We start from the raw sequence: 23376 nt of genomic DNA on the forward strand, positions 1-23376 counted from the left end.
CCCGGTCGGCCCACCTCCGAATCGGTGACCGGCGTCCCTGCCCGCACCTTCGCCATGTGGGCGGTCGACCACCTGGCCGACTACCGCTGACGATGTCCCAGTGCGGCAGCACCATCGAGACCGGCGCGGCACGGCGGCGGCGCAGCATCGGCGCCTCCGCCTGGGCGGACTCCGAAGTTGTTGCCGCGGAGGCGCTGTGGGCATCGCGCGCTGTCAGTACGCCTTGACCACAGCAATGCGGACGCAATCTTGCGTTCTTGCATCGGCGCGTGCATGATCCAGCTAGCCTAGTTGTGACAACCGATCCGATAACCGGGATAACCGAATCGAGAGCCAATTATGTTCGTACAAAGAGCGTTGGTGTCGGGTGAACTCGGAGTTACGCGGTGAGCGCGCCGACAGTCGGCGCATTGCCCACCGCGCCGCAATTGCTATCCGCTTTCCAGGGGCGGCGTTTCGAAGACCGCGAACTACTGCGTTCCGCGCACGCGCTCGCCGAGCTGCACGCGCGTCGCGCGCAGGTCAGGGACGTTGCCTTGATAGCCGAAATGGACTGTCGCCGTTGTGAACTCGTCGACGACATCAATGAGTGGATTGCCCAGGAGGTGCCACAGCACCGCAACGGGGCCTCCCTGCACACCGAAAGCCTAGGTGCGGTGGTGGACCGGATGGCGCGTAGCTGGGTGGACGCGAATCAGGTCATCGACGCCGAGGGCGCGCGCAGCGGCAATACCCATAAACACTGGTACCAGCTGGCCGAACTGGTCGATGGGTACACTGATCTGGTAGCCGACGTGGCCGGTGGCCGCCGCCGTTTGCCGGAACAATGAACTCGTCGCGAGGGCGGTGTCGACACCATAGGTGACACTGCCCGGCAGCGTTGCTTGTCCGAACGGCGAACCCCCCGCTGCCGAGCCGTCCGAACAGTGACGTCAGCTCACTGGTCGCAATGACGGTGGGCGCAATGGTGCGCCTCGCCCGGCGTGTCGCGTGGTTGACCGGCGCGGCACGCCGGAAGCGAATCCTGTTCTCCCGCAATCACTACGCATCGGCGACATGGCGTGCCGTGTTTGTCGGCGGCTCAGGTAGCGCGGACGAGTCGACCCCCGTCATTGCGGCGGACGCCGGTATCCAGCAGCCAGCGGGAGACGGCCCGCGGCCTTGACGGTTGCCAGGACGGGTGTCGTCTCCACTGTGTGGATACCTTCCAGTGCGCCCAGGCGTCGGGTGAGGTAATGGTGCAGCGCCTCGGGATCCGGGCACATCGCTTGGGTGACAAGGTTTGTCGGGCCGGTGGTGGCCGCGACGAACGCCAGTTCGTCGTGTTCGGACAGGGTCGTTGCGACGCGATCGAGGTGCGAGGGTGCCACCGACATCCAGAGCAGGGCTTGGGCGGTGGCGCCGAGAAGAGCATCGTCCACTTCGACGTCGAAGAAGATCGCTCGGGCCGCTCGGAGATCGGCGAGGCGGCGGGTGACGGTGGCTTGGGACCAGCCGGTCGCGGTGGCGAGGTGGGACAGGGTGGCTCGGCCGTCGTGCTGGAGGGCGGCTAGCAGTGCGGCGTCGGAGTTGGCTGGAGCCCGACGGTGCGCGGGGCCGGATGGGTTCGGCTCCAATAGTCTTCTTTGGTGGTCGGTGAGAGCCGCGACGTGGCCACGCCAGGCGGTAGGGCCGCCGAGGTAGGTGTGCAGGATGTAGTGGGCGGAGACGGCGGTGATGCCCGCGGTTCGGGGGATATCTTGCAGCAGGCTCGCGCGGGAGACTTCAGCGCCGCGCGGGATATTCACTACGAGAAGGATTTCCGTGCCGCCGGAGGTCAGTTTGACCCAGGAGGTGTCGCGGCGGCGGGCGAGGGAATAGGCGAGGCTCTGGCCGGTGGATGTGGTGGTGGTGAGGCGGACGAGCCATGGGGTTTGCCCGGCGCAGCTCGGGTCGGTGAGGCCGACCACGCGCAGGCCGGCGGTGGCGCGCAGGCGTTGGTAGCGGCGGGTGATGGTTTGGACCGACACGTTCAGTGCGGCGGCGATCTTGCTGAAGGGTGCGCGCCCATCTATGTGCAGGGCGTGGATCAGGCTGCGATCGAGGTCATCGAGCATGGAAAATATCTTCCATGATCGGGCTCGAGATGGAGAATATCCGCTAATAATTGGTGCCTACTGGTTTGTTCTGTCGCTTCTGCTGAAGGTGGTCGACGGGCGGGTCGTCGGATCCGACAGATCGAGACAGGAGCAGTTGATGATCTTTGTGACAGGAGCAACCGGTACCGTCGGCCGAGAGTTGGTGCGCCAGTTGCTCGCACTGAGGGTGCCGATACGGGTGGCGACGCGACGGCCCGACAGCGCAGGACTGCCCGACGGGGTTCAGGTGGTGCGAGTGGACCTGGGCGATCCGGAGGGCCTGGCCGGTGCGATGCGCGGCATCGACCGCGTGTTCCTGCTGTCCAACGGCCCTGAAATCCCCATCCACGACGAGAACCTCGCTGGGGCGGCCGCACAGGCCGGCGTCGGCCACATCGTAAAGCTGTCGTCCGGTCGTACCGGCGACGACACCGCCACCGATCCCATTCCGACCTGGCATCGCGCCGGCGAGCAAGCGGTGCGGGACAGTGGGGTTGCGTGGACGATGGTGCGCCCCTTGGGATTCATGTCCAACGCGCTGCATTGGGCCGATTCCATCCGCGACCACGACACGGTCTATGCCCCGTTCGGCCAGGGCCGCATTGCCGTGGTCGATCCACATGACGTTGCCGCCGTGGCTGCCACTGCGTTGACCACCGACGGCCACGCGGGTGAGATCTACCCATTGAGCGGACCCGAGCCGCTGTCGCCGGGCGAGCAGACCGACATCCTCGCCGAGGTGCTCGGCCGACCCCTTCGGTACGTCGAAGTGGCGCCGGACGCTGCCAGGCAGGCGATCGTCGACCACGGCGTACCGGAAGAACTGGCCTCCGCGATTATGGCGTTGCGGGCCACCGCGCTCGAGGCGTTCACCTCAGTGGTGCATCCGACCGTCGAGAAGATGACCGGCAGCCTGCCCCGCTCCTTCCGGGGATGGGCCGAGCGGCATCGCGACCAGTTCGCCGCGGTACGGGCGGTGTAGCCGAGAAAAGTCGCCGTGCATGGCAAACCGGCATCAGCTCGACTTGACCTGGAGTGCACTCCAGGTCGTAGCGTGATGGTTCAGAGTTGTCGATACACGAGGGAGCGTTCGATGGAGCTCGGTTTTCACCTACCGATATTCGACATCGACGGTGGTGCCACCGCCATTGCCGGTGAACTGGCCAGAGTAGGTGCCGCGGCGGAGGAGTCCGGTGCTACCTGGTTGTCCTTCATGGACCATTACTTCCAGATCGAGCCGACCGGTCTGCCGGCGGAGTCGAACATGTTGGAGGGCTACACAACCCTCGGCTACCTCGCCGCGCACACCTCCAGCATCGAACTCGGCCTTCTCGTCACCGGCGTGACGTATCGGCACCCGGGCTTGCTCGCCAAAATCGTCACCACGCTCGATGTGCTGTCCGGTGGCCGGGCCGCACTGGGTATCGGCGCCGCGTGGTTCGAGCGCGAGCACCATGGGCTCGGCGTGCCGTTCCCGCCCATCTCCGAACGGTTCGAACGGTTGGAGGAGACGCTGCGCATCTGCCAGCAGATGTGGGACCAGGAGAACAACGGGCCATTCGAGGGCGAGTACTACCAACTCGCCGAGACGCTCTGCTCACCGCAGCCGATCCACCGGCCCAAGGTACTCATCGGCGGTGGTGGGGAGCGCAAGACGCTCCGGCTGGTCGCGCGATACGGCGACGCGTGCAACCTCTTCGGTTCCTCGCCCGAGGACGTCGAGCACAAGCTGGAGGTGTTGCGGCGGCACTGCGACGACGTCGGGCGGGACTACGACGAGATCCGCAAAACCATCGTGGCCAACAATCCGCGGCCGAATCCGGATAATCGCGACGAGTTCGTCCGGCAGATGGCGGACTACGCCAAGCTCGGCGTGCACGCCGTCATCGTCACTCCGACCACCGGGTCTCCCGCCGCCTGGATCGACGCCATGGCGCCGACCGTCCCACAGCTCGCCGAACTCGGATGAAGTACACCGCATGACGCCACGACTCTCGATCAGCGGCACGTAGGTGCGGACATTCGAACGGCGAAGGTGGGTCGGTGCCAGCCGTGTTCGATAGCTGATAGCCGTCGCTCTGCCCGCGGGCGCGGACGTTGTCCCGGTCCGAGCAGTGCGCGGATTCGCCTGTTCCGGGGGACTTGCCGCTCGCCGCTGGGCGCGGTTCGGTCAAGGCGAACAGTCATATGTATAGTTGGCAAAAGCAACTAGTTGTAGGTGCTAACTATGCTTGCTGTTCGGGGAAAATAGGTGAGGACTATGACTGCTGCTGCCCGTGACCAGGCTGCCACCGCAGCTGACCTGGATGTCGCGGATCAGGTCGGCGTGCAGCTGGTCCGGCTCATGCGAGCGATCAACCGTGCGAAGTCGCAACTGGGCAAGCATGGTCCGGACGGGTTGGAGCGGCTGGCGTACTCCGTGCTGTTCTGCCTCGTTCGTGACGGTCCACAGCGCACCGGTAAGCTCGCCGAGCTATTGCATGCCGAGACCTCCACCATCAGCAGACAGAGCAGATCGCTTGTGGCACACGGCCTGGTCGAGCGCCGGGCCGACCCGATCGATGGCCGTGCGTGCGTACTCGTGGCCACCGAGGAGGGGGAGCGCGTGTTCGAGGAGAACCGCATTCTGCGCAACCGGTGGCTGGCCGAGATCCTCGCCGACTGGCCTGCGGAGGACCGGGACAGCCTGACCGAACTGCTCGACCGGCTCAACACCGGTATCGAGACAACTCCACGACAAACAGCCGATCAGAAGTAGGGCTCTTTTATGACGAATTCCACCATCCAGGCACCGGCGGCGCCGCCGGGCTTGGACGCGGGCGAGGGCAATGCACTGTCGCACCGGCAGATCCTGACTATTCTGTCGGGCCTGCTGCTGGGCATGTTCCTGGCCGCGCTCGATCAGAACATCGTGAGCGTCGCGATCGTGAAGATCGCCAACAGCCTGCACGGTTTCGATGAACAGGCGTGGGCGACCACCGCGTATTTGATCACCGCGACGATCACCACACCGTTGTATGGCAAGCTGGCCGACATCTACGGCCGCAAGCCGTTCTATCTCACCGCGATCGGCCTGTTCGTCATCGGTTCGGTGGCATGCACCTTCGCCACCTCGATGTACCAGCTCGCCGGCTTCCGCGCCTTCCAGGGCCTCGGTGCCGGGGGGTTGATGTCGCTGGCGTTCACCATCATCGGCGACATCGTGCCCGCCCGTGAGCGGGTGCGCTACCAGGGCTACTTCATGATGGTCTTCGGCACCGCGACCGTGCTCGGCCCGGTGCTCGGCGGCTTCTTCTCCGACTACGACCAGCTCGGCGGCATCGAGGGCTGGCGATGGGTGTTCCTGGTGAACGTGCCGGTCGGCGTGATTGCCCTGCTCGTGGTCGCCAAAGTGCTCAATGTGCCCCACCAGCGCCAGAACCACCGCATCGACTGGTTCGGTGCACTGACCTTGGCGATCTTCGTCGTGCCGCTGCTGCTCGTCGCCGAGCAGGGCCGCAACTGGGGATGGACCGACGAGCGGTCGCTGATCTGTTACGGCATCGGAGCGGTCGGCTTCCTGCTGTTCGTCTTCGTCGAGTTCCTGATGAAGGACGCGGCGCTGATTCCATTGCGGCTGTTCAAGAATTCGACCTTCAGCGTCACCATCGCGGGCGGGTTCATCGTCGGTGTCGCGATGTTCGGCGCGATGACCATGGTCCCGCAGTACTTCCAGGTGGTTCGCGGCTACTCGCCGACGAAGGCCGGTCTGCTGCTGCTGCCGCTGGTGTTCGGCATCATGATCGGCTCGCAGTCGGCCGGCCGGATCACCAAGAAGACGGGCCGCTACAAGATTCTGCCGGTGGCCGGCACCTTCATCATCGCGATCGGCGCGACGCTGTACGCGCAGGTGCACTACGACAGCGCCCTGTGGCAGCCTCTGGTCTACTGCGGGCTGATCGGCCTCGGGCTCGGCTGTTGCATGCAGACGTTGATCATCGCCGCGCAGAACGCCGGACCCCGCTCGGACATGGGCGTTTCGACCGCGGCGGCCACGTTCTTCCGGCAGATGGGCGGCACACTCGGCGTGGCGGTGTTCCTGACCATCCTGTTCAACCTGTTGCCGCACCGGATCACCGACGCCTTCGGTGGCCAACTGCCGCCCGGGTTCGACTCCGAGCAGCTCAGCAGCATGCAGAGCAACACCAGCGGAATCGCCGCCTTGCCCGACGAACTGAAGGTGCCTATCCTCACCGGCTTCACCGACTCCATGCACGGTGTGTTCTACGCTGCTGCCGCGGTCGCGCTGCTGGCCTGCGTGGTGCTGATGTTCATGAAAGAGATTCCGCTGCAGGACGATCCGACCGCGGTGGTGCCCGCGCCGACCGGCGAGCCGGAGGCGGCGGCCGTTGCCGAGTCGAGCTGGGACGAGGACCCGGTCTGGGAGGACGCCGCGCGGGCGCTGCCCGAGTCCGAGCCCGAGCCCGAGCCGGTGCTTGCCGGGGTGGTTGGGCGGCATGCGTCGGTTGATCGGAATGGTCATGGTGGGTATCGGGTGGGTGTTTCGTCGGAGTCTGGGCTGGTGACCGCGGAGTTGTCCGGGGCCGGTGTCGATGGTGGGTCGCTGGGTGGTCGTATCCGTCGTGAGGACGGTCGTGCGGTGGCGGGTGCGGCGTTGACGTTGATCGACCAGCGTGGTCATCAGGTCGCGCGGGCGACGGGGGCTGTCGATGGTGGTTATGTGATCAGCGCACCGGGGGTGGGGGGTTATGTGTTGATCGTGTCGGCGGCGGGGCATCAGCCCGCGGCGGTCAATGTGGCGCTCTCTGGGCGGTCGCAGCAGCTGGATGTGACCTTGACCGGGTCGGGTGAGTTGTCGGGTGTGGTCCGCAGCGCCGGTCGTGGTGAGCCGCTGGCGGGCGCGACGATCACGTTGACCGATCCGCGTGGTGAGGTCGTCGCGGCGGCCGTCTCGGGTGGTGACGGCTCCTACGTGTGCCACGAGGTGGTCTCGGGCACTTACACGCTGGTGGCTGTCGCCGCGCATCGGCGCCCGCACGCAACCACTTTGACGGTGCCCGACACCGGTCTGCTGCGCCACGACATCGAGTTGGCCGCGATGGGTGTCGTGGCTGGATCGGCGTGGGCTGACAGCGGCCGCGCGGTGGCCGATATCCAGATCACGGTGCTCGACGCGGCAGGTGAGGTGACCGCCACGGCACGTACCGATGACGAGGGCCGCTACGCGGTCACCGATCTGCCCGAGGGGCAGTACACGATCGTCGCCCGCGGCTACCCGCCGGTGACCAGTCAGGTCACCGTGTCCGGTGGACACATCGCCCACGATGTGCGCCTCGGTTACGGGCCGCAGGACCGCGCGTGAGCGGGTTGACCGCTCACCTACGCACTGCCGAGGGGTGGCCGGTAGCGGAGGCGGTACTGACGGTGACCGACATGCGCGGGCGTCAGATCGCTCGCGTGGTCGCCGACGCGACCGGGGCGGTGGCCACCGAGCCGCTGCCCCCGGGCACGCACACCGCGGTATGCACCGCCGCCGGGTATCAGCCGGTGGCCCGGACCGCGCAGATCTCTACGGCGGGCACGGGTGTGCTCGGCGAGGTCGTGCTGGTACCGGTGGCAGGTGCGGTCGCGTTGCCGCCACCGGGGCCGTGGACGATCGACCCGGTGCATTCGACAGTGATGGCGACCGCGCGTCATCTGGGTATCGCGAGTATCAAAGCGCGTTTCGGGCAGGTGAGTGGGCGGATCGAGGTCGCGGAGGTGTTCGAGCGGTCTTCGGGGCTGGCCGAGATCGCTGCGGCGAGTATCGATACCGGTGTCTCGATGCGCGACGACCATCTGCGTTCGCCGGAGTTCCTCGATGTCGAGGGCTATCCGGTGATCACCTTCACCAGCAACGGGTTGCGCCGTACCGGTGCTGACACGTGGGTGATGCCGGGTGAGTTGGTCCTGCACGGGCAGCGTCGTCCGGTCGATCTCGAGGTGACCTATGGCGGTTACGGACCCGACCCGTGGGGTGGTGTTCGTGCCGCGTTCCACGCCGAAACAGTGCTACACCGCAACGATTTCGCCATCGACTACAACGCGGTGGTCCGCGCCGGAGTCGCCGCCATCGGAACCACGGTCAAAATCGACCTGGACATCGAAGTAGTACAAGGAGAACAACTCCCCACAATGTAAGCCCGTCGAGGAGGATGTTCACGCCGCCGGTGGCGGTGACGGCGAGCGCGGCGGGGCGTCCTGCCCGGCGTGTCGCAGGGTCGACCGGCGGGGCACGCGGGCGCCCATCCCGCTCGAAGTGTCCCGTCGGCTTGTTCACTGCGGCCGAATCCTGTGCCCACTGGTAGCCGTGGCCGCCCAGCGTGGACGCAGTCTGGCCATGTACACCTCCTCTTCCGGAGACCGCTTGTCTCGTGCGAGTGGAGGAGGATTTGCGTGCGTGGGATCGAGATCTTCGGGCGCAACGACAGCTCCCGCGTCATCCGGCAGGGTCCCGGTATCGCGGACCGCGAAGCCTTCGAGGCTCAGCTCGGCAAGGACCGGCTCAGCGAACTCGTGGCGCGACCTTCTCGCCGAGTAGTTCGATGTTGTGCAGCACCTTCTCGTGCGGCAGCGTGCCGACGCTGGTGTGCAGCATGAAGCGATCCAGGTCAAGGGTGTCGCGGACGTCAGCGACCTTCTCCGCCACAGCATCCGGCGTGCCGACGAACAGCGAGCCGCTTGGCGAGCGAAGAGCATCGAACTGGGCACGAGTCATCGGACCCCAACCGCGTTCCCGCCCAATGGTGCTCATCGCCAACGCGTACGGCTCATAGAAATCCGCAACGGCTTGCTCTTCGGTATCGGCGACATAGCCGTGCCCGTGCACCGCCACCGGTTGCTTCGCGTGCCCGCCTTCTTCCAGTGCCCGGTGATACAGATCGACCAGCGGCTTGAATCGTGCGGGCTCACCGCCGATGATCGCAATGGCCAATGGCAACCCGAGCAGCCCGGCGCGAATCACCGATTCCGGGCTGCCGCCCACCGCGATCCAGACCGGCAACGGTCGGTTGTCGGTGCGCGGATAGACGACGGCGTCGCGCAGCGGCGCCCGGAACTTCCCGTTCCAGGTGACCGGCCCCTCCTCCCGGATGTGCAGCAGCAGTGCCAGTTTCTCCTCGAACAGCTCGTCATAGTCGCCTAGGTCGTAGCCGAAGAGCGGGAACGACTCGGTGAACGAGCCGCGTCCGGCCATCAACTCCGCACGACCGTTGGATAGTCCGTCCAGCGTCGCGAAATCCTGATACACACGTACCGGATCATCAGAGCTCAACACGCTGACCGCGCTGGTCAGCCGGATCTTCTCGGTGCGCGCCGCAATCGCCGCAAGCACGACCGCGGGTGCGGAGGCGGCGAAGTCCTTGCGGTGGTGTTCGCCGACGCCGTAGACGTCGAGTCCGGCTCGCTCGGTGGCGACGGCCTCCTCGACCACTTCGCGCAGCCGCTCGGCCGCGGTCGGTGCGGGCTGGTCGTCGACCGGGTACAGCTCGGCGAACGTCGTGAGTCCCAGTTCCACGGTCGAGCCTCTTTCCTGAGTTGTTTCGATGTCAACCATCTTAAACGGACCGCGGTCCGATGCTATTCCGCCTGGCTCTCGGCATCGGCTCGGTCGTCCCATTACGCTGTTCGCTATGTCTGTCCGCACCCGTAAGCCGCTTGTCCCCGGCACGCAGTCGCCCACCCGCGATGTTCCCCGCACCATCGAACGCCCGGAATACGCGTGGAAGAAAACCGCCAACGAGGGACATGAGCCTTGGGTGCAGACCGCGGAGACGATCGAGAAGATGCGGATCGCGGGCAAGATCGCCGCACAGGCGCTGGAAGAGGCGGGTAAGGCGGTCGCGCCCGGCGTCACCACCGACGAGCTGGACCGGATCGCGCACGAGTACATGTGCGACCATGGGGCGTATCCGTCGACCCTGGGCTACAAGGGATTTCCGAAGTCCTGCTGCACCTCGCTGAACGAGGTGATCTGCCATGGCATCCCGGATTCCACCGTGATCGAGGACGGCGACATCGTCAACATCGACGTCACCGCCTACATCCACGGCGTGCACGGCGACACGAACAAGACCTATCTCGCCGGCGACGTCGACGAGGAGGTGCGCCTGCTCGTCGAGCGGACCGAGGAGGCCACCAAACGGGCCATCAAGGCGGTCCGCCCCGGCCGGGCACTCAACGTGATCGGCCGGGTGATCGAGTCCTACGCCAACCGCTTCGGCTACGGCGTGGTGCGCGACTTCACCGGTCACGGCGTCGGCCCCACCTTCCACAGCGGCCTGATCGTCCTGCATTACGACCAGCCCGCAGTGGAGTCGATCATCGAACCCGGCATGACGTTCACCATCGAGCCGATGATCAACCTCGGCGGCATCGACTACGAGATCTGGAACGACGGCTGGACGGTAGTCACCAAGGACCGCAGGTGGACCGCGCAGTTCGAGCACACGCTGGTCGTCACCGAGTCGGGGGCCGAGATTCTGACCCTGCCATGAACCGTCGCCTGACCGGGCGCGGGTCGCTGGATGGAGGTCGGCTCGCGACGTGGGCGGTCCTGGTGGTGCGCGTGACTGCCTTTGTGCCGCGGATTCCGGTCAGATGCGGTGCGTCGACTGCTTTCGGGTCTGCGCTCGAGATCGGCGTGCCGCGGTGAAGGGCGCGCTCCTGGTTGCGGGCACGACTTCCGATGCGGGCAAGAGCGTCCTCGTGGCCGGAATCTGTCGGATGCTGGCGCGGCGCGGCGTCCGCGTGGCCCCGTTCAAGGCGCAGAACATGTCCAATAATTCCGTGGTCACGCTGGACGGCGGGGAGATCGGGCGTGCGCAGGCATCGCAGGCGCGGGCGTGCGGGCTGGAACCGAGCGTGCGATTCAATCCCGTCCTGCTCAAGCCGGGCAGCGACCGGCGCTCACAGCTGGTGGTGCGGGGCACGGCGGTCGGTACCGTCGGCGCAGGCGATTACTTCCGGCACCGGCGGGAGCTGCGCAATGTCGTCGCCGCCGAACTCGCCGCGCTGCGCGCCGAATTCGACGTGGTGATCTGCGAGGGCGCCGGATCGCCCGCCGAGATCAATCTGCGGGCCACCGATCTGGCGAACATGGGTCTGGCGCGGGCCGCCGAGTTGCCGGTGCTGCTCGTCGGCGACATCGACCGCGGCGGCGTGCTGGCGCACCTGTTCGGCACCGTCGCCATCCTGGAACCGGAAGACCAGGAATTGATCTCAGGGTTCGTCGTCAACAAGTTCCGCGGCGATGTCGAGCTGCTGCGGCCCGGTCTGGAGCGCCTCACCGAGCTCACCGGCCGCCCTACTCTCGGGGTGCTTCCCTACGTCGAGGGCCTCTGGATCGATGCGGAGGACTCGCTCGGCACAGTCGCCGACGCGCCGGTTGGTCGCCCGCGTCCGCCGGTGGGCACCGAGTGGCTGACCGTCGCGGCGGTCCGGCTGCCGCGCATCTCCAACTCCACCGACGTCGAGGCGCTGGCCTGCGAGCCGGGCGTCGCGGTGCGCTGGGCGACCGAGCCGTCCCGGCTGGCGGGCGCCGATTTGGTGGTCGTGCCGGGCAGCAAGGCGACGGTGTCGGATCTGGAGTGGTTACGGCGCACCGGTATTGCCGACGCGCTGCGGGCGCGTGCGGCTGCGGGCGCGCCGATATTCGGCATCTGCGGTGGGTACCAGATGCTCGGGACCCGCATCGTGGACCGGGTCGAGTCCGGCGCGGGTGTGGTCGAGGGGCTCGGGCTGCTCGACCTGGCCATCGAGTTCGCCGAACCCAAAGTGCTGCGCCGAAGCGAGGGACATGGCGCGGGAATTGCCGTGCGAGGCTATGAGATTCATCATGGCCGCGTCGTCCACCGCGGCGACCGGGCCTGGCTGTCCATCAATGGCGAAACGGAGGGCAGCGTGCGTGGCGCGGTGTGGGGTACCCACCTGCACGGCCTGCTCGAGTCGGACCGGTTTCGCCGCAGTTGGCTGCGCGCGGTCGCGTCGGCCGCGGGGCGCACGGGTTTCGTTGTCGCCGAGGATGTCTCGGTCTCCGCAGTGCGCGATGCCCAGCTCGATCTGTTGGCCGACCTGGTCGAAGATCACCTCGACCTTGCCCAGTTCGAACGTCTCCTCGCCGACGGGGCGCCCGCGGATCTGCCCACCCTGGTCACCGAGTCCGCTCGTACTTGATTTCCGGTGAGTGTTGAGGAAGGTGCTCCTTCGAGCTCCCAACTCGCCTGGCCGGCGACAACCTCTGCGCCACCCGGTAAGTGGCGGGGCACGGCCCTACACCGCCGAGCGGATGGATAGGTTGGTGCACCCCGACGAAGGAGATCCACCGTGCTCGCCCGCCCCAGCGTTCTGTTCGTGACCGATCTCGCCTACCAGGCGTCGGGACGGCGCTACTGCGACGAGGACATCTTCCTGACCTCCCGACTCCGGGAGGACTTCGATATCGCCCTGTGCCACCCGCGGAATGTCGATGCGCTGATGGACTCCTTCGACGTTGTCGTGGTCCGCAACAGCGGTCCCGTGCTGCACTACCAGAAGGAGTACGACGCCTTCCGGAAAGAGGCCGCGGTGCGCGGCACACGGGTCTACAACCCGCTGTCCGGCCGAGGCGACATGGCCGGCAAGCAGTATCTGTTGGACCTGACCGCCGCCGGATACCCGGTCATCCCCACGATCGACCTGCCCCAGAATTTGAGTTGCCTGCCCGAGACCGGCCAGTACGCGGTCAAGCCGAAGGCCGGAGCGGACTCCATCGGCCTGACCTTCATGCCACGGGATCAGTTGGGCGGCCTCGCCTACGGCGACATCCTGGTCCAGCCGCGTATCGACTTCCGTTACGAGGTGTCGTTCTACTATGTCGACGACACCTTCCATTACGCCCTCCATGCCCCCGACCCCACCCGACGCTGGGTCCTCGAACCCTACGAGCCCACCGACGCCGACCTCAGCTTCGCCCGCTGTTTCATCGACTGGAATGCCCTGGACCACGGGATCCAGCGGGTGGACGCCTGCCGCACCCGAGACGGTGAACTGCTCTTGGTCGAGCTGGAGGATCTCAACCCTTACCTCTCCCTGGACTGTGTCACCGACCGGATTCGCGACACGTTCGTCACCAGCATGACGGCCTCCCTCCATCGGTTTCTGGACGCCACGCCAGGCGCCCGAAACGGCATGCCGCCGCAGCCTTCCCCCTACGCCAGGTAGCTTGCCGCCGTATCGGTTGACGCAGCCGAGCTGGCCCCTTACCTTGCAGTAAGGAATTCGGTCTCGGGTAAGGCGCCGGGCCCAGCGGCGCGAACACGATCACAGTCGGTGAGGTAGATGGCGACAGAAAAGCGGCCCACCAGCAGAGGGGGCAACGTGGTGTCGGCGACCGTGACCAGCAAAGGCCAGATCACCATCCCGATCGACGTGCGTGTGGCCATGGGCTTGCGTGCGGGGGTGCGGGTCGCGTTCGTACCCACTCCCAACGGCACCTATGAGCTGGTGCCCGAGACACGCACGATCAAGTCCATGAAAGGCATCGTCGGCTGGTCCGGCTCGCCGATCGGCCTCGCGGAGATGAACGAGGCGATCGCGGGCAACGTCGTGGAAGGCAAGCAGCAATGATCGGTCTGGACGCGAATGTCCTCATCCGCTACCTCACCCAGGACGACCCTGTGCAGTCCGCTCGGGCCAACCAGGTGATCGATGGACTCAGCGAGAGCAGTCCGGGCTACGTCACGATGCTCGTGCTCGCCGAGATCCACTGGGTGCTGCGCCGCGGCTACAAGCAGGACCCCGAGGCGGTCACCGACGTGCTGCTCGGTCTGCTCGACTGCACTGAGATCGTGGTCGAGCGCGCCGACACCGTGCGCCAGGCGCTGCGCCAAGCCGCCGACGGCGCGGATTTCGCCGACGCGTTGATCCAGCAGGTCGGTCAGGAGGCGGGGTGTGAGAGGACGGTCACCTTCGATCACGACGCGGGTGAGCGGGCGGGAATGCGGTTGCTCGCCTGAGTCGACCGCACTCGACACCCCTCCTTGCCGCGGTGATCCGTGTAGCGTGATTCGGCATGAAATCTCGGCAGATCACGGTTGGTGACGGGGCGTGGACCGTGCGTATCGACGGGCCGGAGTCCCGGCACAGTGTGCTGCTGCTGCCCGATGCGGGCGATGCGGTGGACGTCTACGACCAGGTGTGCGCACGCCTGCACACCTCGGATCTGCGCACGTTCGTGCTGGAGTCGATCGAAGGCCTGGACGCGGCGTGCGTCACCGCGATTTTGGATGAACTCGGGCTGCCCTGGGTGAACGTCGCCGGGCGCGGAGCGGGCGCAGCGCTGGCCTGGCAGGTGTGCGCGGGCGGCTTCGGTCGATTCCAGAGCCTCGTCGTCGCCGACCGCGGACACCCCGCTGTTCCAGGCGCCGACGGCACGGTGCTGGACGCGAAAACTCGTCCGGTGGAGGTGCCGACGACGCTGCTGGTCACCAAGAACCTGCCCCGTTCGGTGGCCGACACGTCCGGGCGGTTCGTCTACGGCGAGTTCCGGGTGGTGGAGGTCGACGTGACCAACGTGGCGACCGAAGCCGACCACGAGCTGGCCACCGAGATCGTGCTACGCACAAGCCTCTGGTGAGTTCTCGCCAGCGCCGACCCGGTAGGCCTCCAGCCAGTCCAACCAGCTGTCGAGTTCGGCGAACGCGCTGGCGAGCGGCTCGGGGCCGGACAGGAACACGTCGTGCTTGGCGCCGTCGATCGGCACCATATTGGTGCGGTCGCCCAGACAGCCCGACCAGCGCTGGATCTGCCTGACGTCCAGCACCGCGTCGGCCACGTCCACGGCGGGCCCGTACTCCCTGGCGAACTTGGTCATCCTGGAGCGCAGGATCAGCGACGGCACCCCGATATCGAGGCCCGCGTGCAGCCGCGCGTGGCCGTTGCGGATCGCGCGCAGCCAGCCGAGCCGAACGGGGAAGCCATGCAAAGGTTTCCAGTCCAAGTTGTAGTCCCACTCGCCGGCCACCGACCGGTGCAGGCTGTCCCCGTAGGTGCTGACCTTGCCGCCCGGCAGCTCGACCATCCTCCGGAACCGCCCGAGCCCCTTGATGATCGGCGTTCCGATGGTCCGGTAGTAGGACGGGCCGTGCAGGTCGAACCACGGGCTGTTGAGTACCAGCCCGGTGATCCCCGCGGCGGCCGTTCCGCGTGTGCGGTTCAGCCGATCCAGCCACAGCGGGACGATCAAACCGCCGGTGGAGTGTGCGTTGAGCACCACAGGAGCGCCGGTCTCCTCCTGGACGATCCGCAGCGACTCGTCCAGTTCCCGGTCGTAGAAAGCGAGATCCGTCACATAATGCGGAGTGTGCCCCTCCCGCAGCGATCGGCCGCACTTACGCAAATCGAGCGCGTAGAACTGGAAACCGCGTGCGGCGAAGTGCTCGGCGAGATGCTCCTGAAAGAAGTAATCGGTGAATCCGTGGACGTAGAGCACCGCGCCCGCGGTCTGCTCGACACTCCCGTTCGGTACGTAGCGCACCAGCGTGGCGACCACGTCGCCTTCGCCGTCGGGATCGGTCCCCAGCGGAAGTGTGCGCTGCTCGTACTGGGGGCCCAGGACGTCGGTGCGCCAGCCTCCGCCCTCCGGGGAGGTGCTGACCGGCTCGACAAGCGACTGTTCATTCGTCACCCGACCAATCTATTTGACGGTAGCTCCGACCAGGCAGGGCATGGTCTTTTCCAGGCCTCGGAGTGATGACGATCTTTGTCGCATTCCGCACATTTCCCAGGCTGACTGCCAGGGATGCGCGTGGTGAGGTGCACAATTGGGCGTAGGTGAACGGCGGGTAACCTAACCTCCGCCATGCTGTTCGGGAAGGCGGACGCCGGACCCGGGCCACAACAACACACCGTGCCCAGGCAGGTCCACCCGCCCGGTGGGCCCGCGCAGAAGGACAAGGAAGTCGATCTACTCGTGCGGAACGCTGCCATGACTGAAAAGACCGATGTAGTACTCATCGGTGCCGGCATCATGAGTGCCACTCTCGGCGCGCTGCTGCGGCAGCTGCAGCCGGACTGGTCGATCGCCCTGTTCGAGCGGCTGGACGCCGCCGCGGCAGAGAGCAGCGACCCGTGGAACAACGCGGGCACCGGACATTCCGCGCTGTGTGAGCTGAATTACAGCCCGCAGAACGCCGACGGCTCGGTGGACATCAGCAAAGCCATCGACATCAACGAGCGGTTTCAGGTCTCGCGCCAGTTCTGGTCCTACGGCGTGGAGAACGGCATCCTCGGTGATCCGTCCACCTTCATCAACCCGATCCCGCACGTCAGCTTCGTGCACGGCGCCGAAAACGTACAGTACTTGCGCAGACGATACGAGGCGTTGGCGCGGCACCCGCTGTTCGAGGGCATGGAGTACATCGACAGTCCCGCGGAGTTCACCCGGCGCCTGCCGCTGATGGCGCGCGGACGGGATTTCTCCGATCCGATCGCGCTGAACTGGACCGACCGCGGCACCGACATCGACTTCGGTGCGCTCACTCAGGAACTGCTCGCCTACCTCGGCGCCACCGGCGCCGACCTGGCCTTCGGCCATGAGGTGTGCAACCTGTCCAAACAGTCCGACGGTTCCTGGCTGGTCAAGGTGCGCAACCTGCGCACCCGCGAAACCCGCACGGTGGTCAGCAAATTCGTGTTCGTCGGCGCGGGCGGTGGCGCGCTCCCGCTGCTGCAGAAGGCAGGCATCGAAGAGGCCAAGGGATTCGGCGGCTTCCCGGTCAGCGGCCAGTTCTTCCGTTGCGTCAACCCGGCGCTCATCCACCGGCACGAGGCCAAGGTGTACGGCAAGGCCGCGGTGGGCGCGCCGCCTATGTCGGTGCCACACTTGGACACTCGCGTGATCAAGGGCAAGCCCGGGCTGCTGTTCGGTCCGTACGCGGGCTGGACCCCGAAATTCCTCAAGGACGGCAAGAATACCGACTTGTTCAAGTCGGTGAAGCCGAACAATATCTTCTCGCTGCTCGGTGTCGGCGTTACCGAGCTGGGCTTGACAAAATACCTGGTCAGCGAGCTGCTGAAGTCCGAGGCGGGCAAGGTGTACACCCTGTCGGAGTTCATCCCGCGCGCGGAAGCGAAGGATTGGGAGCTGATCACCGCGGGCCAGCGCGTCCAGGTGATCCGCCGCAAGGGCGCCGGTGGAGTACTCGAATTCGGCACCGCCGTGATCGCCGCGCAGGACGGCACCATCGCCGGACTGCTCGGCGCCTCACCGGGCGCCTCGACCTGTGTCACGGCCATGCTCGATGTGCTGCAACGCTGCTTCCCGCAGGAATACGCCGAGTGGACGCCGAAGCTGAAGGAAATGGTTCCCTCGCTGGGCATTGAGCTGTCGGACAACCCGGCTCTGTTCCAGGAAGTATGGGATTGGACCTCCAAGGCGCTGAACCTCACGAACACGCCGAAGTACGTAGGGGTCGCGGCGAACGCTCAGGTGTGATAGCAAGGCGCGATGATGTCAACGGTTGCTCTCAAACGGTCATGGGCGCAGGATCTCGACACCGCCACGCTCTACCAGCTGTTGAAACTTCGCGTCGAAGTTTTTGTCGTCGAGCAGAAGTGCGCGTACCCGGAGCTGGACGGGAAGGATCTGCTTCCCGAAACCCGGCATTTCTGGCTCGACGACGAGGGTGAGGTCATCGCGACCTTGCGCCTGTGTGAGGAGCACGAAGGTGGGGTGAAGAGCTTCCGCATCAGCAGGCTCTGTACCGCGGTGCCCGCACGCGGCCACGGCTACACCACGCGGCTGCTGCAGGCGGCACTGGCCGAGGTCGGCTCGGCGACAGTACGGCTGAACGCGCAGAGCTACCTGCGCGACCTGTACAGCAAGCACGGCTTCAAGGTCGACGGCGACGAATTCGACGAAGACGGCACCCCCCACTTGCCCATGCGCAAGGGCTCTGTCTGATTTGCCGCGCCGGCGGCGCGGCGTGTTCGCGGCCCCTTGATGGCTCGCGTTCGAGCGGGGCCGCGAACGTCGCTCGTAAGACTCGCTCCCGATGGGTTGAGAGTCGTGGAACGGTGGTTTTGTAGTCGGCCACGACTCGAGCCCGGTTGGTTTGCGCGCCTGCGGCGCGGCGTGTTCGCTGTCCCTTTTTACTCGGGCTGCGAACGGGATGCTCTGCCTCGCGTCACTCGAAAGCCGGGGCAGGGCGAGGGGAACAAGGGATGTGGCTGCGGGGCCGATTCGGTCGGTTCGGGGGCGGATGGAGGCTGCCGGTCGGTGGCTATCGGGGCGTGCCTAGAGTTGGGGCGTGTCCGTGTCCCATGCCGAAACCGCGTCGATGTCCGACCAGCTGAGCGGAGTTCGTCCGACTTCGGATGGCGAGGCCGGGTTTCCGTTCTCGGCCGTCGTCGGGCAGGAGCAGCTGCAGCTGGCGCTGATCCTGTGCGCGGTGCATCCCGGTATCGGCGGTGTGCTGGTGCGCGGCGAGAAGGGCACCGCCAAGTCGACTGTGGTGCGCGCGCTGGCCCAGCTGCTGCCGCCCGTCGTGGACGAGACCGGGGCACGTCCCGCTCGACTGGTGGAGCTGCCGGTCGGCGCGACAGAAGACCGTGTGGTCGGCTCACTGGACCTGGCGCGGGTGCTGCGCGACGGGGAGCAAGCGTTCCGTCCTGGCCTGCTGGCCGCCGCGCATCACGGCGTGCTCTACGTGGACGAGGTCAACCTGCTGCACGACCACCTGGTGGACGTACTGCTGGACGCGGCCGCGATGGGACGGGTGCACATCGAACGCGACGGCGTCTCGCACTCGCATCCGGCGCGGTTCGTCCTGGTCGGCACCATGAACCCGGAGGAGGGCGAGCTGCGTCCGCAGCTGCTGGACCGGTTCGGGCTGACCGTGGACGTGGCCGCATCGCGAGAAGTGGACGTCCGCATGGCGGTAGTGCGCCGCCGACTGGACTACGAGGCGGACCCGGCCGGGTTCGCGGCGCGGTACGCCGGGGCTGACCGCGAGGTAGCCGAGAAGATTCTCGCGGCCCGCGATCGGATCGGCCAGGTCGTGCTCGACGACGTCGAGTTGCGCAGGATCGCCGCGCTGTGCGCGGCGTTCGACGTCGACGGGATGCGGGCCGACCTCGTGGTCGCCCGGACCGCGACAGCGCACGCTGCATGGCGTGGCAACGATGCGGTGGCCGAAGAGGATGTGCGCGTCGCCGCCGAGCTGGCGCTGCCGCATCGGCGCAGGCGCGATCCGTTCGACGAGCCAGGCATCAGCGACGAGCAGTTGGACGACGCCATGCGTGCGGCCGCGGCCGAGGCGCAGTCGCCCGCGCAGACCGGCGAATCCGAGCTCGCGTCGCCGTCGAGCGAGGAACCGGGGGAACGTGGGCCCTCCGACGACCCGGAGGATCCTTCCCCACCGAACGGTCCCGGTGGCGGCAAGGCGCCGGAAGGGCTCAGTGGCGCCCCGGTGTCCGCCGCAGCGGCACCGCCGCGCTGGGAAGTGCCCGGTGTGGGTGAGGGCGCCCCCGGCCGTCGCTCCCGAGCCGAATCGCGGCACGGGCGGGTTGTGCGTTCCAGCGCCGACACCTCCTCCGGCCTGCACCTGCTCGGCACCGTGTTCGCCGCCGCACCGCACCAGCGCGCCCGTGGGCGCGGTGCGGGGCCGCTGAAGCTTGCCGCCGATGATCTGCGCGGCGCATATCGCGAAGGGCGGGAAGGCAATCTCGTCGTGTTCGTGGTCGACGCGTCCGGTTCCATGGCCGCGCGGGACCGGCTGTCCGCCGTGACCGGCGCGGTGGTCGCGCTCCTGCGCGATGCCTACCAGCGTCGCGACAAGGTGGCCGTCATCACCGTGCGCGGCACCGAAGCCGAACTCGTCTTGCCGCCGACCTCCTCGATCGACATCGCGGTGCGCCGCTTGTCCGGGATGCGCACCGGCGGGAAGACGCCGCTCGCGGCAGGCCTGCTGAAGGCGCGCGACGTCGTGCGCCGCGAGCGCGTCCGCGACCCGCGCCGCAGGCCGATGCTTGTGCTGCTGACCGACGGTCGCGCGACCGGCGGCATCGATCCGGTCGGGCGCGGTCGCGCCGCCGCGGGACTGCTCGCCAAGGACGCGGTCACCGCGATCGTGGTCGACTGCGAACGCGGCATGATCCGTCTCGGCCTCGCGGCGGACCTCGCTCGTGACCTGCGCGGCGGATATCTGAGGCTGGCCGAGCTGACCGGAGATTCGGTCGCCGACATTGTCCGCGCCGGCTCGGGGCGTGCGTCGGTGCGGCCCGCTCGAGCCGGGTGAATCGGTATCGGATCGAAGTCGGGTTCATGGTGGGCCGAGCAGTAGCAAGGAGATTCGATGCCCAAGGGCGTTCCGGAAACCGTGCCCGACGACGGGCTGACCACGCGACAGCGACGCAATCAGCCGGTGCTCGCGGTGCACACCGGGCCTGGCAAGGGTAAGTCGACAGCCGCGTTCGGGATGGCGCTGCGGGCCTGGAACCAAGGCTTCGACGTCGCGGTATTCCAATTCGTGAAGAGCGCCAAATGGAAGGTGGGGGAGGAGGCGGCCTTCCGCGCCCTCGGCAAGTTGCACGAGGAAACCGGCGCCGGCGGGGCCGTCCAGTGGCACAAGATGGGGGAAGGCTGGTCGTGGACCCGCAAACAGGGCACCGACGAGGACCATGCTGCGGCCGCGCTCGCGGGTTGGCAGGAAATAGCCCGGCGTCTGAAGGCGGAACAGCACCGCTTCTACGTCCTGGATGAATTCACTTACCCTCTGAAGTGGGGCTGGATAGATGTCGCCGAAGTGGTGGACACTCTCCGAACCCGTCCCGGCAACCAACACGTCGTCATCACCGGCCGCGACGCTCCACGACCCCTCCTCGAAGCCGCCGACCTGGTCACCGAAATGACCAAAATCAAACACCCTATGGACGCCGGTCGCAAAGGCCAAAGAGGCATCGAATGGTAACCCGCACTCCATCGAGTGGCACCACGCTGGGGCAACTCGCGAGCAGCCCCAGCCATGGTGTGCCACTCGCCCCGGAGGGGTGGTCGGGGTGAGGGCTGTGGTGGTTGCGGCTCCGGCTTCGGGGAGTGGAAAGACCACGGTGGCTACCGGCCTGGTGGGGGCGTTGCGGCGCGTGGGGCATCGGGTGGCGCCGTTCAAGGTGGGGCCGGATTACATCGATCCGGGGTATCACGGGTTGGCGGCGGGGCGGCCGGGACGAAATCTGGATCCCGTGTTGGTGGGGGCGGAACGTGTTGTGCCGCTCTATCGGCATGGGGCACAGGGGTGTGATCTCGCGGTGGTCGAGGGCGTGATGGGGTTGTTCGACGGGCGGATCGACCCGAATCACTCCGGGCCGGTGGCGGAGGGATCGACGGCGCAGGTCGCGAGCCTGCTCGGTGCGCCGGTGGTGCTCGTAGTGGACGCCCGTGGTCACAGTCAGAGCCTGGCCGCGCTGCTGCACGGGTTCGCCACCTTCGACAGCGGGGTCCGGCTCGGCGGGGTGATTCTGAACCGGGTCGGCAGCGCGCGGCACGACCTGGTGCTGCGCGCGGCGTGCGATCGTGTCGGTCTGCCGGTGCTCGGGTCGCTGCCGCGGATGGCCGAGTTGGAAGTCCCCTCCAGACATCTGGGGCTGATTCCCGCGGTGGAACACGGTGCCGCAGCAGCGGCAGCGGTCTCCGCGATGACGGAACTCGTGGCCGCCCACGTGGATTTGCCCGCGATCACGGCGCTGGCCCGATCGTCGACCACCGGCCCGGCATGGGAACCCGCTGCCGCCGTGCGCGGTCTCGACGGTTACCAGGCATCCGTCGGTACCGACCGCGATGGTCCTGGTGATTCCAAGGCATCCGCCGGGAACACCCACGGCGCGGTCGCCGCCCGCGATGTCGTCGACCGAGTGGGCCCACCGATCGCCATCGCGGGTGGGGCGGCGTTCACTTTCGGGTACGCGGAGCATCGGGAGTTGTTGGTGGCGGCAGGCGCGCGGGTGGTCGTGTTCGATCCGCTACGAGACGAATTGCCCACCGGCACTGCTGGGCTGGTATTGCCGGGCGGGTTTCCGGAGGAGCATGCCGCAGAGCTGGCCGCCAATACCGGACTGCTGGGGGCGGTGGCCGAGGCGGCCCGGCGGGGAATGCCGATTCACGCCGAATGCGCTGGGCTGCTCTATTTGACCCGTTCTCTCGACGGGCACCCCATGGCAGGCGTGGTGGCCGCCGACGCCGAGTTCGGACCGCGCCTGACCCTCGGTTACCGAGATGCCGTGGCGCTGGCCGACTCCCCGCTGTGGCGGGCCGGGGAGCGGGTGCGCGGGCACGAGTTCCATCGGACCCGCCTGGTGTCGGCGCCGTCGGCCGCCTCGGCGTGGGGTTGGCACGGCGCCGACGGTGAGCGCATCCGTGAAGGTGCGCTGGTCCGGCATGTGCACGCCTCATACCTGCATACCCATCCCGCCGGAAACCCCGAAGCCGTAGCTCGCTTCGTTACCGCCGCGGCGGAATTCGCGAGTTCTCGTGCCGTCTGCTGAACTGGTGGTCGGCATCGGACTTCGGCCACGGACTTCGGCCGATCGCATCCGCGCCGCGCTCCGAGAAGCATTGGGTGACAAGGTGATCGGATGCTTGGCCACGCTCGAGCAACGCGCGGCGGACCCCGGCCTGCGTACCGTAGCCGCCGAGCTGGGTGTGCCGGTCATGCCCTACTCCGCCGCCGACCTGGCGATGATCGATGTCCCCAATCCGGCGAGCCGGACACTGGAGGCGGTCGCGACGGCAAGCGTCGCCGAGGCCGCCGCTGTCCTCGCCGCCGATGGCGGGCCGCTGGTGGTGCGCAAGCGGGTCGTGCAGGGTGTAGTGATCGCGGCGGCGCGTGTGGGCCACCCCAGGTAGCACGGCGGCTCTGGCCTGCGCTCGGTTGATCGAATGCGTGGCCACCCGACCTGGCCGACCTCGTCCCGGCAGCGCCGCCGACTCGTCTTCGGTCGTGGCCCACACCGCCTCCGGTCGAGACGACGTGCCGGCTCCATGGGGCAAGCGGCTGGAGGGGCGAGGTCGCCGATCCGCGGGCCGAAACGACGTAGCTCGCACTGGATGGACGAGGCTCGACGAGATGTGACCAGTCACGCAAGGGTGCTACGACGACCCGGTGTCGGTAGAGCGTGATCGGCGTGGTGGGCAGCCTTCCGAACGCCGGGCCGTGCGCGGGGGTCGGGCGGACCGACTACGTCGGCG

Annotated in this window: 21 protein-coding genes; 18 read left to right on the forward strand and 3 right to left on the reverse strand. The window is 67.2% G+C overall.

What is annotated here, in order from left to right; all coding sequences use genetic code 11:
• Positions 1-386 precede the first annotated feature (386 nt).
• Positions 387-830 carry a DUF4254 domain-containing protein gene (locus AB0H00_RS24830; RefSeq protein ID WP_357270523.1) on the forward strand — a complete coding sequence of 148 codons (444 nt, stop codon included), beginning with the start codon at positions 387-389 and terminating at the stop codon, positions 828-830.
• Between the two features lie 279 nt (positions 831-1109).
• Here the strand turns inward: AB0H00_RS24830 and AB0H00_RS24835 are convergent, their stop codons facing one another.
• Positions 1110-2096, reverse strand: coding sequence for an Lrp/AsnC family transcriptional regulator (locus tag AB0H00_RS24835; protein ID WP_357270526.1), 987 nt, complete (start codon positions 2094-2096; stop codon positions 1110-1112).
• 139 nt (positions 2097-2235) lie between these two features.
• Here AB0H00_RS24835 and AB0H00_RS24840 point away from each other — a divergent pair, with 139 nt between their 5' ends.
• The 5 genes from AB0H00_RS24840 to AB0H00_RS24860 all read left to right on the forward strand — a co-directional run bounded on the left by AB0H00_RS24840 (position 2236) and on the right by AB0H00_RS24860 (position 8297).
• Positions 2236-3099: an NAD(P)H-binding protein gene (locus AB0H00_RS24840; RefSeq protein WP_357270529.1), complete on the forward strand. Its 864-nt coding sequence runs from the start codon at positions 2236-2238 to the stop codon at positions 3097-3099.
• 111 nt (positions 3100-3210) lie between these two features.
• Complete coding sequence (locus AB0H00_RS24845; protein WP_357270532.1) at positions 3211-4086, forward strand: LLM class F420-dependent oxidoreductase; 876 nt, start codon at positions 3211-3213, stop codon at positions 4084-4086.
• Positions 4087-4377: 291 nt separating this feature from the next.
• Complete coding sequence (locus AB0H00_RS24850) at positions 4378-4875, forward strand: MarR family transcriptional regulator (protein ID WP_357270534.1); 498 nt, start codon at positions 4378-4380, stop codon at positions 4873-4875.
• A 9-nt stretch (positions 4876-4884) separates the two neighbouring features.
• The gene (locus AB0H00_RS24855; RefSeq protein ID WP_357270537.1) at positions 4885-7479 is read left to right on the forward strand and encodes an MFS transporter; all 2595 of its coding nucleotides are present in this window, start codon (positions 4885-4887) and stop codon (positions 7477-7479) included.
• The gene (locus tag AB0H00_RS24860; RefSeq protein WP_357270540.1) at positions 7476-8297 is read left to right on the forward strand and encodes a YceI family protein; all 822 of its coding nucleotides are present in this window, start codon (positions 7476-7478) and stop codon (positions 8295-8297) included. Before AB0H00_RS24855 ends, AB0H00_RS24860 begins: the two co-directional genes overlap by 4 nt.
• Before the next feature lie 364 nt (positions 8298-8661).
• Here AB0H00_RS24860 and AB0H00_RS24865 read toward each other — a convergent pair whose 3' ends face one another.
• Positions 8662-9672, reverse strand: a complete 1011-nt coding sequence (locus AB0H00_RS24865) for an LLM class flavin-dependent oxidoreductase (RefSeq protein ID WP_357270543.1) — start codon at positions 9670-9672, stop codon at positions 8662-8664.
• Positions 9673-9787: 115 nt separating this feature from the next.
• Here AB0H00_RS24865 and map point away from each other — a divergent pair, with 115 nt between their 5' ends.
• The 6 genes from map (at position 9788) to AB0H00_RS24895 (ending at position 14769) form a co-directional block, all read left to right on the forward strand.
• Positions 9788-10651 carry a type I methionyl aminopeptidase gene (gene map, locus AB0H00_RS24870; protein ID WP_357270546.1) on the forward strand — a complete coding sequence of 288 codons (864 nt, stop codon included), beginning with the start codon at positions 9788-9790 and terminating at the stop codon, positions 10649-10651.
• A gap of 103 nt (positions 10652-10754) precedes the next feature.
• Positions 10755-12329, forward strand: coding sequence for a cobyric acid synthase (locus AB0H00_RS24875; RefSeq protein ID WP_357270549.1), 1575 nt, complete (start codon positions 10755-10757; stop codon positions 12327-12329).
• A 150-nt stretch (positions 12330-12479) separates the two neighbouring features.
• Positions 12480-13355: a hypothetical protein gene (locus AB0H00_RS24880; RefSeq protein WP_357270552.1), complete on the forward strand. Its 876-nt coding sequence runs from the start codon at positions 12480-12482 to the stop codon at positions 13353-13355.
• Between the two features lie 117 nt (positions 13356-13472).
• Positions 13473-13760 carry an AbrB/MazE/SpoVT family DNA-binding domain-containing protein gene (locus AB0H00_RS24885; RefSeq protein ID WP_357270555.1) on the forward strand — a complete coding sequence of 96 codons (288 nt, stop codon included), beginning with the start codon at positions 13473-13475 and terminating at the stop codon, positions 13758-13760.
• Positions 13757-14149 carry a type II toxin-antitoxin system VapC family toxin gene (locus tag AB0H00_RS24890; RefSeq protein WP_357270558.1) on the forward strand — a complete coding sequence of 131 codons (393 nt, stop codon included), beginning with the start codon at positions 13757-13759 and terminating at the stop codon, positions 14147-14149. The genes AB0H00_RS24885 and AB0H00_RS24890 overlap by 4 nt, the downstream gene beginning before the upstream one ends.
• 56 nt (positions 14150-14205) lie before the next feature.
• Positions 14206-14769: an alpha/beta hydrolase gene (locus AB0H00_RS24895; protein WP_357270561.1), complete on the forward strand. Its 564-nt coding sequence runs from the start codon at positions 14206-14208 to the stop codon at positions 14767-14769.
• On the opposite strand, the gene AB0H00_RS24900 is transcribed toward AB0H00_RS24895, so the two are convergent.
• Positions 14749-15747 carry an alpha/beta hydrolase gene (locus AB0H00_RS24900; RefSeq protein ID WP_357270613.1) on the reverse strand — a complete coding sequence of 333 codons (999 nt, stop codon included), beginning with the start codon at positions 15745-15747 and terminating at the stop codon, positions 14749-14751. The genes AB0H00_RS24895 and AB0H00_RS24900 overlap by 21 nt on opposite strands.
• 372 nt (positions 15748-16119) lie before the next feature.
• Here AB0H00_RS24900 and mqo point away from each other — a divergent pair, with 372 nt between their 5' ends.
• The 6 genes from mqo (at position 16120) to AB0H00_RS24930 (ending at position 23034) form a co-directional block, all read left to right on the forward strand.
• Positions 16120-17628, forward strand: coding sequence for a malate dehydrogenase (quinone) (gene mqo / locus AB0H00_RS24905; protein ID WP_357270564.1), 1509 nt, complete (start codon positions 16120-16122; stop codon positions 17626-17628).
• Positions 17629-17640: 12 nt separating this feature from the next.
• Positions 17641-18096 carry a GNAT family N-acetyltransferase gene (locus AB0H00_RS24910; protein ID WP_357270567.1) on the forward strand — a complete coding sequence of 152 codons (456 nt, stop codon included), beginning with the start codon at positions 17641-17643 and terminating at the stop codon, positions 18094-18096.
• A 376-nt stretch (positions 18097-18472) separates the two neighbouring features.
• Positions 18473-20431 (forward strand): magnesium chelatase subunit D family protein, encoded by a 1959-nt coding sequence (locus tag AB0H00_RS24915; RefSeq protein ID WP_357270616.1) that lies wholly within the window; start codon positions 18473-18475, stop codon positions 20429-20431.
• A gap of 57 nt (positions 20432-20488) precedes the next feature.
• Positions 20489-21103, forward strand: a complete 615-nt coding sequence (cobO, locus tag AB0H00_RS24920) for a cob(I)yrinic acid a,c-diamide adenosyltransferase (protein WP_357270569.1) — start codon at positions 20489-20491, stop codon at positions 21101-21103.
• A 79-nt stretch (positions 21104-21182) separates the two neighbouring features.
• Positions 21183-22673 (forward strand): cobyrinate a,c-diamide synthase, encoded by a 1491-nt coding sequence (locus AB0H00_RS24925; RefSeq protein ID WP_357270572.1) that lies wholly within the window; start codon positions 21183-21185, stop codon positions 22671-22673.
• On the forward strand, positions 22660-23034 hold the full coding sequence (locus tag AB0H00_RS24930; protein WP_357270575.1) for a cobalamin biosynthesis protein: 375 nt from the start codon (positions 22660-22662) through the stop codon (positions 23032-23034). The genes AB0H00_RS24925 and AB0H00_RS24930 overlap by 14 nt, the downstream gene beginning before the upstream one ends.
• Positions 23035-23376 lie beyond the last annotated feature (342 nt).

Source organism: Nocardia sp. NPDC023852 (genome assembly GCF_040639505.1).
Lineage (GTDB): Bacteria > Actinomycetota > Actinomycetes > Mycobacteriales > Mycobacteriaceae > Nocardia.

Coding starts and splice junctions, on each gene's coding strand:
- AB0H00_RS24835 (WP_357270526.1), bottom strand. CDS start 2,096: ATGCTCGATGACCTCGATCGCAGCCTGATCCACGCCCTGCACATAGAT.
- AB0H00_RS24840 (WP_357270529.1), top strand. CDS start 2,236: ATGATCTTTGTGACAGGAGCAACCGGTACCGTCGGCCGAGAGTTGGTG.
- AB0H00_RS24845 (WP_357270532.1), top strand. CDS start 3,211: ATGGAGCTCGGTTTTCACCTACCGATATTCGACATCGACGGTGGTGCC.
- AB0H00_RS24850 (WP_357270534.1), top strand. CDS start 4,378: ATGACTGCTGCTGCCCGTGACCAGGCTGCCACCGCAGCTGACCTGGAT.
- AB0H00_RS24855 (WP_357270537.1), top strand. CDS start 4,885: ATGACGAATTCCACCATCCAGGCACCGGCGGCGCCGCCGGGCTTGGAC.
- map (WP_357270546.1), top strand. CDS start 9,788: ATGTCTGTCCGCACCCGTAAGCCGCTTGTCCCCGGCACGCAGTCGCCC.
- AB0H00_RS24875 (WP_357270549.1), top strand. CDS start 10,755: ATGCGGTGCGTCGACTGCTTTCGGGTCTGCGCTCGAGATCGGCGTGCC.
- AB0H00_RS24885 (WP_357270555.1), top strand. CDS start 13,473: ATGGCGACAGAAAAGCGGCCCACCAGCAGAGGGGGCAACGTGGTGTCG.
- AB0H00_RS24890 (WP_357270558.1), top strand. CDS start 13,757: ATGATCGGTCTGGACGCGAATGTCCTCATCCGCTACCTCACCCAGGAC.
- AB0H00_RS24895 (WP_357270561.1), top strand. CDS start 14,206: ATGAAATCTCGGCAGATCACGGTTGGTGACGGGGCGTGGACCGTGCGT.
- mqo (WP_357270564.1), top strand. CDS start 16,120: ATGACTGAAAAGACCGATGTAGTACTCATCGGTGCCGGCATCATGAGT.
- AB0H00_RS24910 (WP_357270567.1), top strand. CDS start 17,641: ATGATGTCAACGGTTGCTCTCAAACGGTCATGGGCGCAGGATCTCGAC.
- AB0H00_RS24915 (WP_357270616.1), top strand. CDS start 18,473: ATGTCCGACCAGCTGAGCGGAGTTCGTCCGACTTCGGATGGCGAGGCC.
- cobO (WP_357270569.1), top strand. CDS start 20,489: ATGCCCAAGGGCGTTCCGGAAACCGTGCCCGACGACGGGCTGACCACG.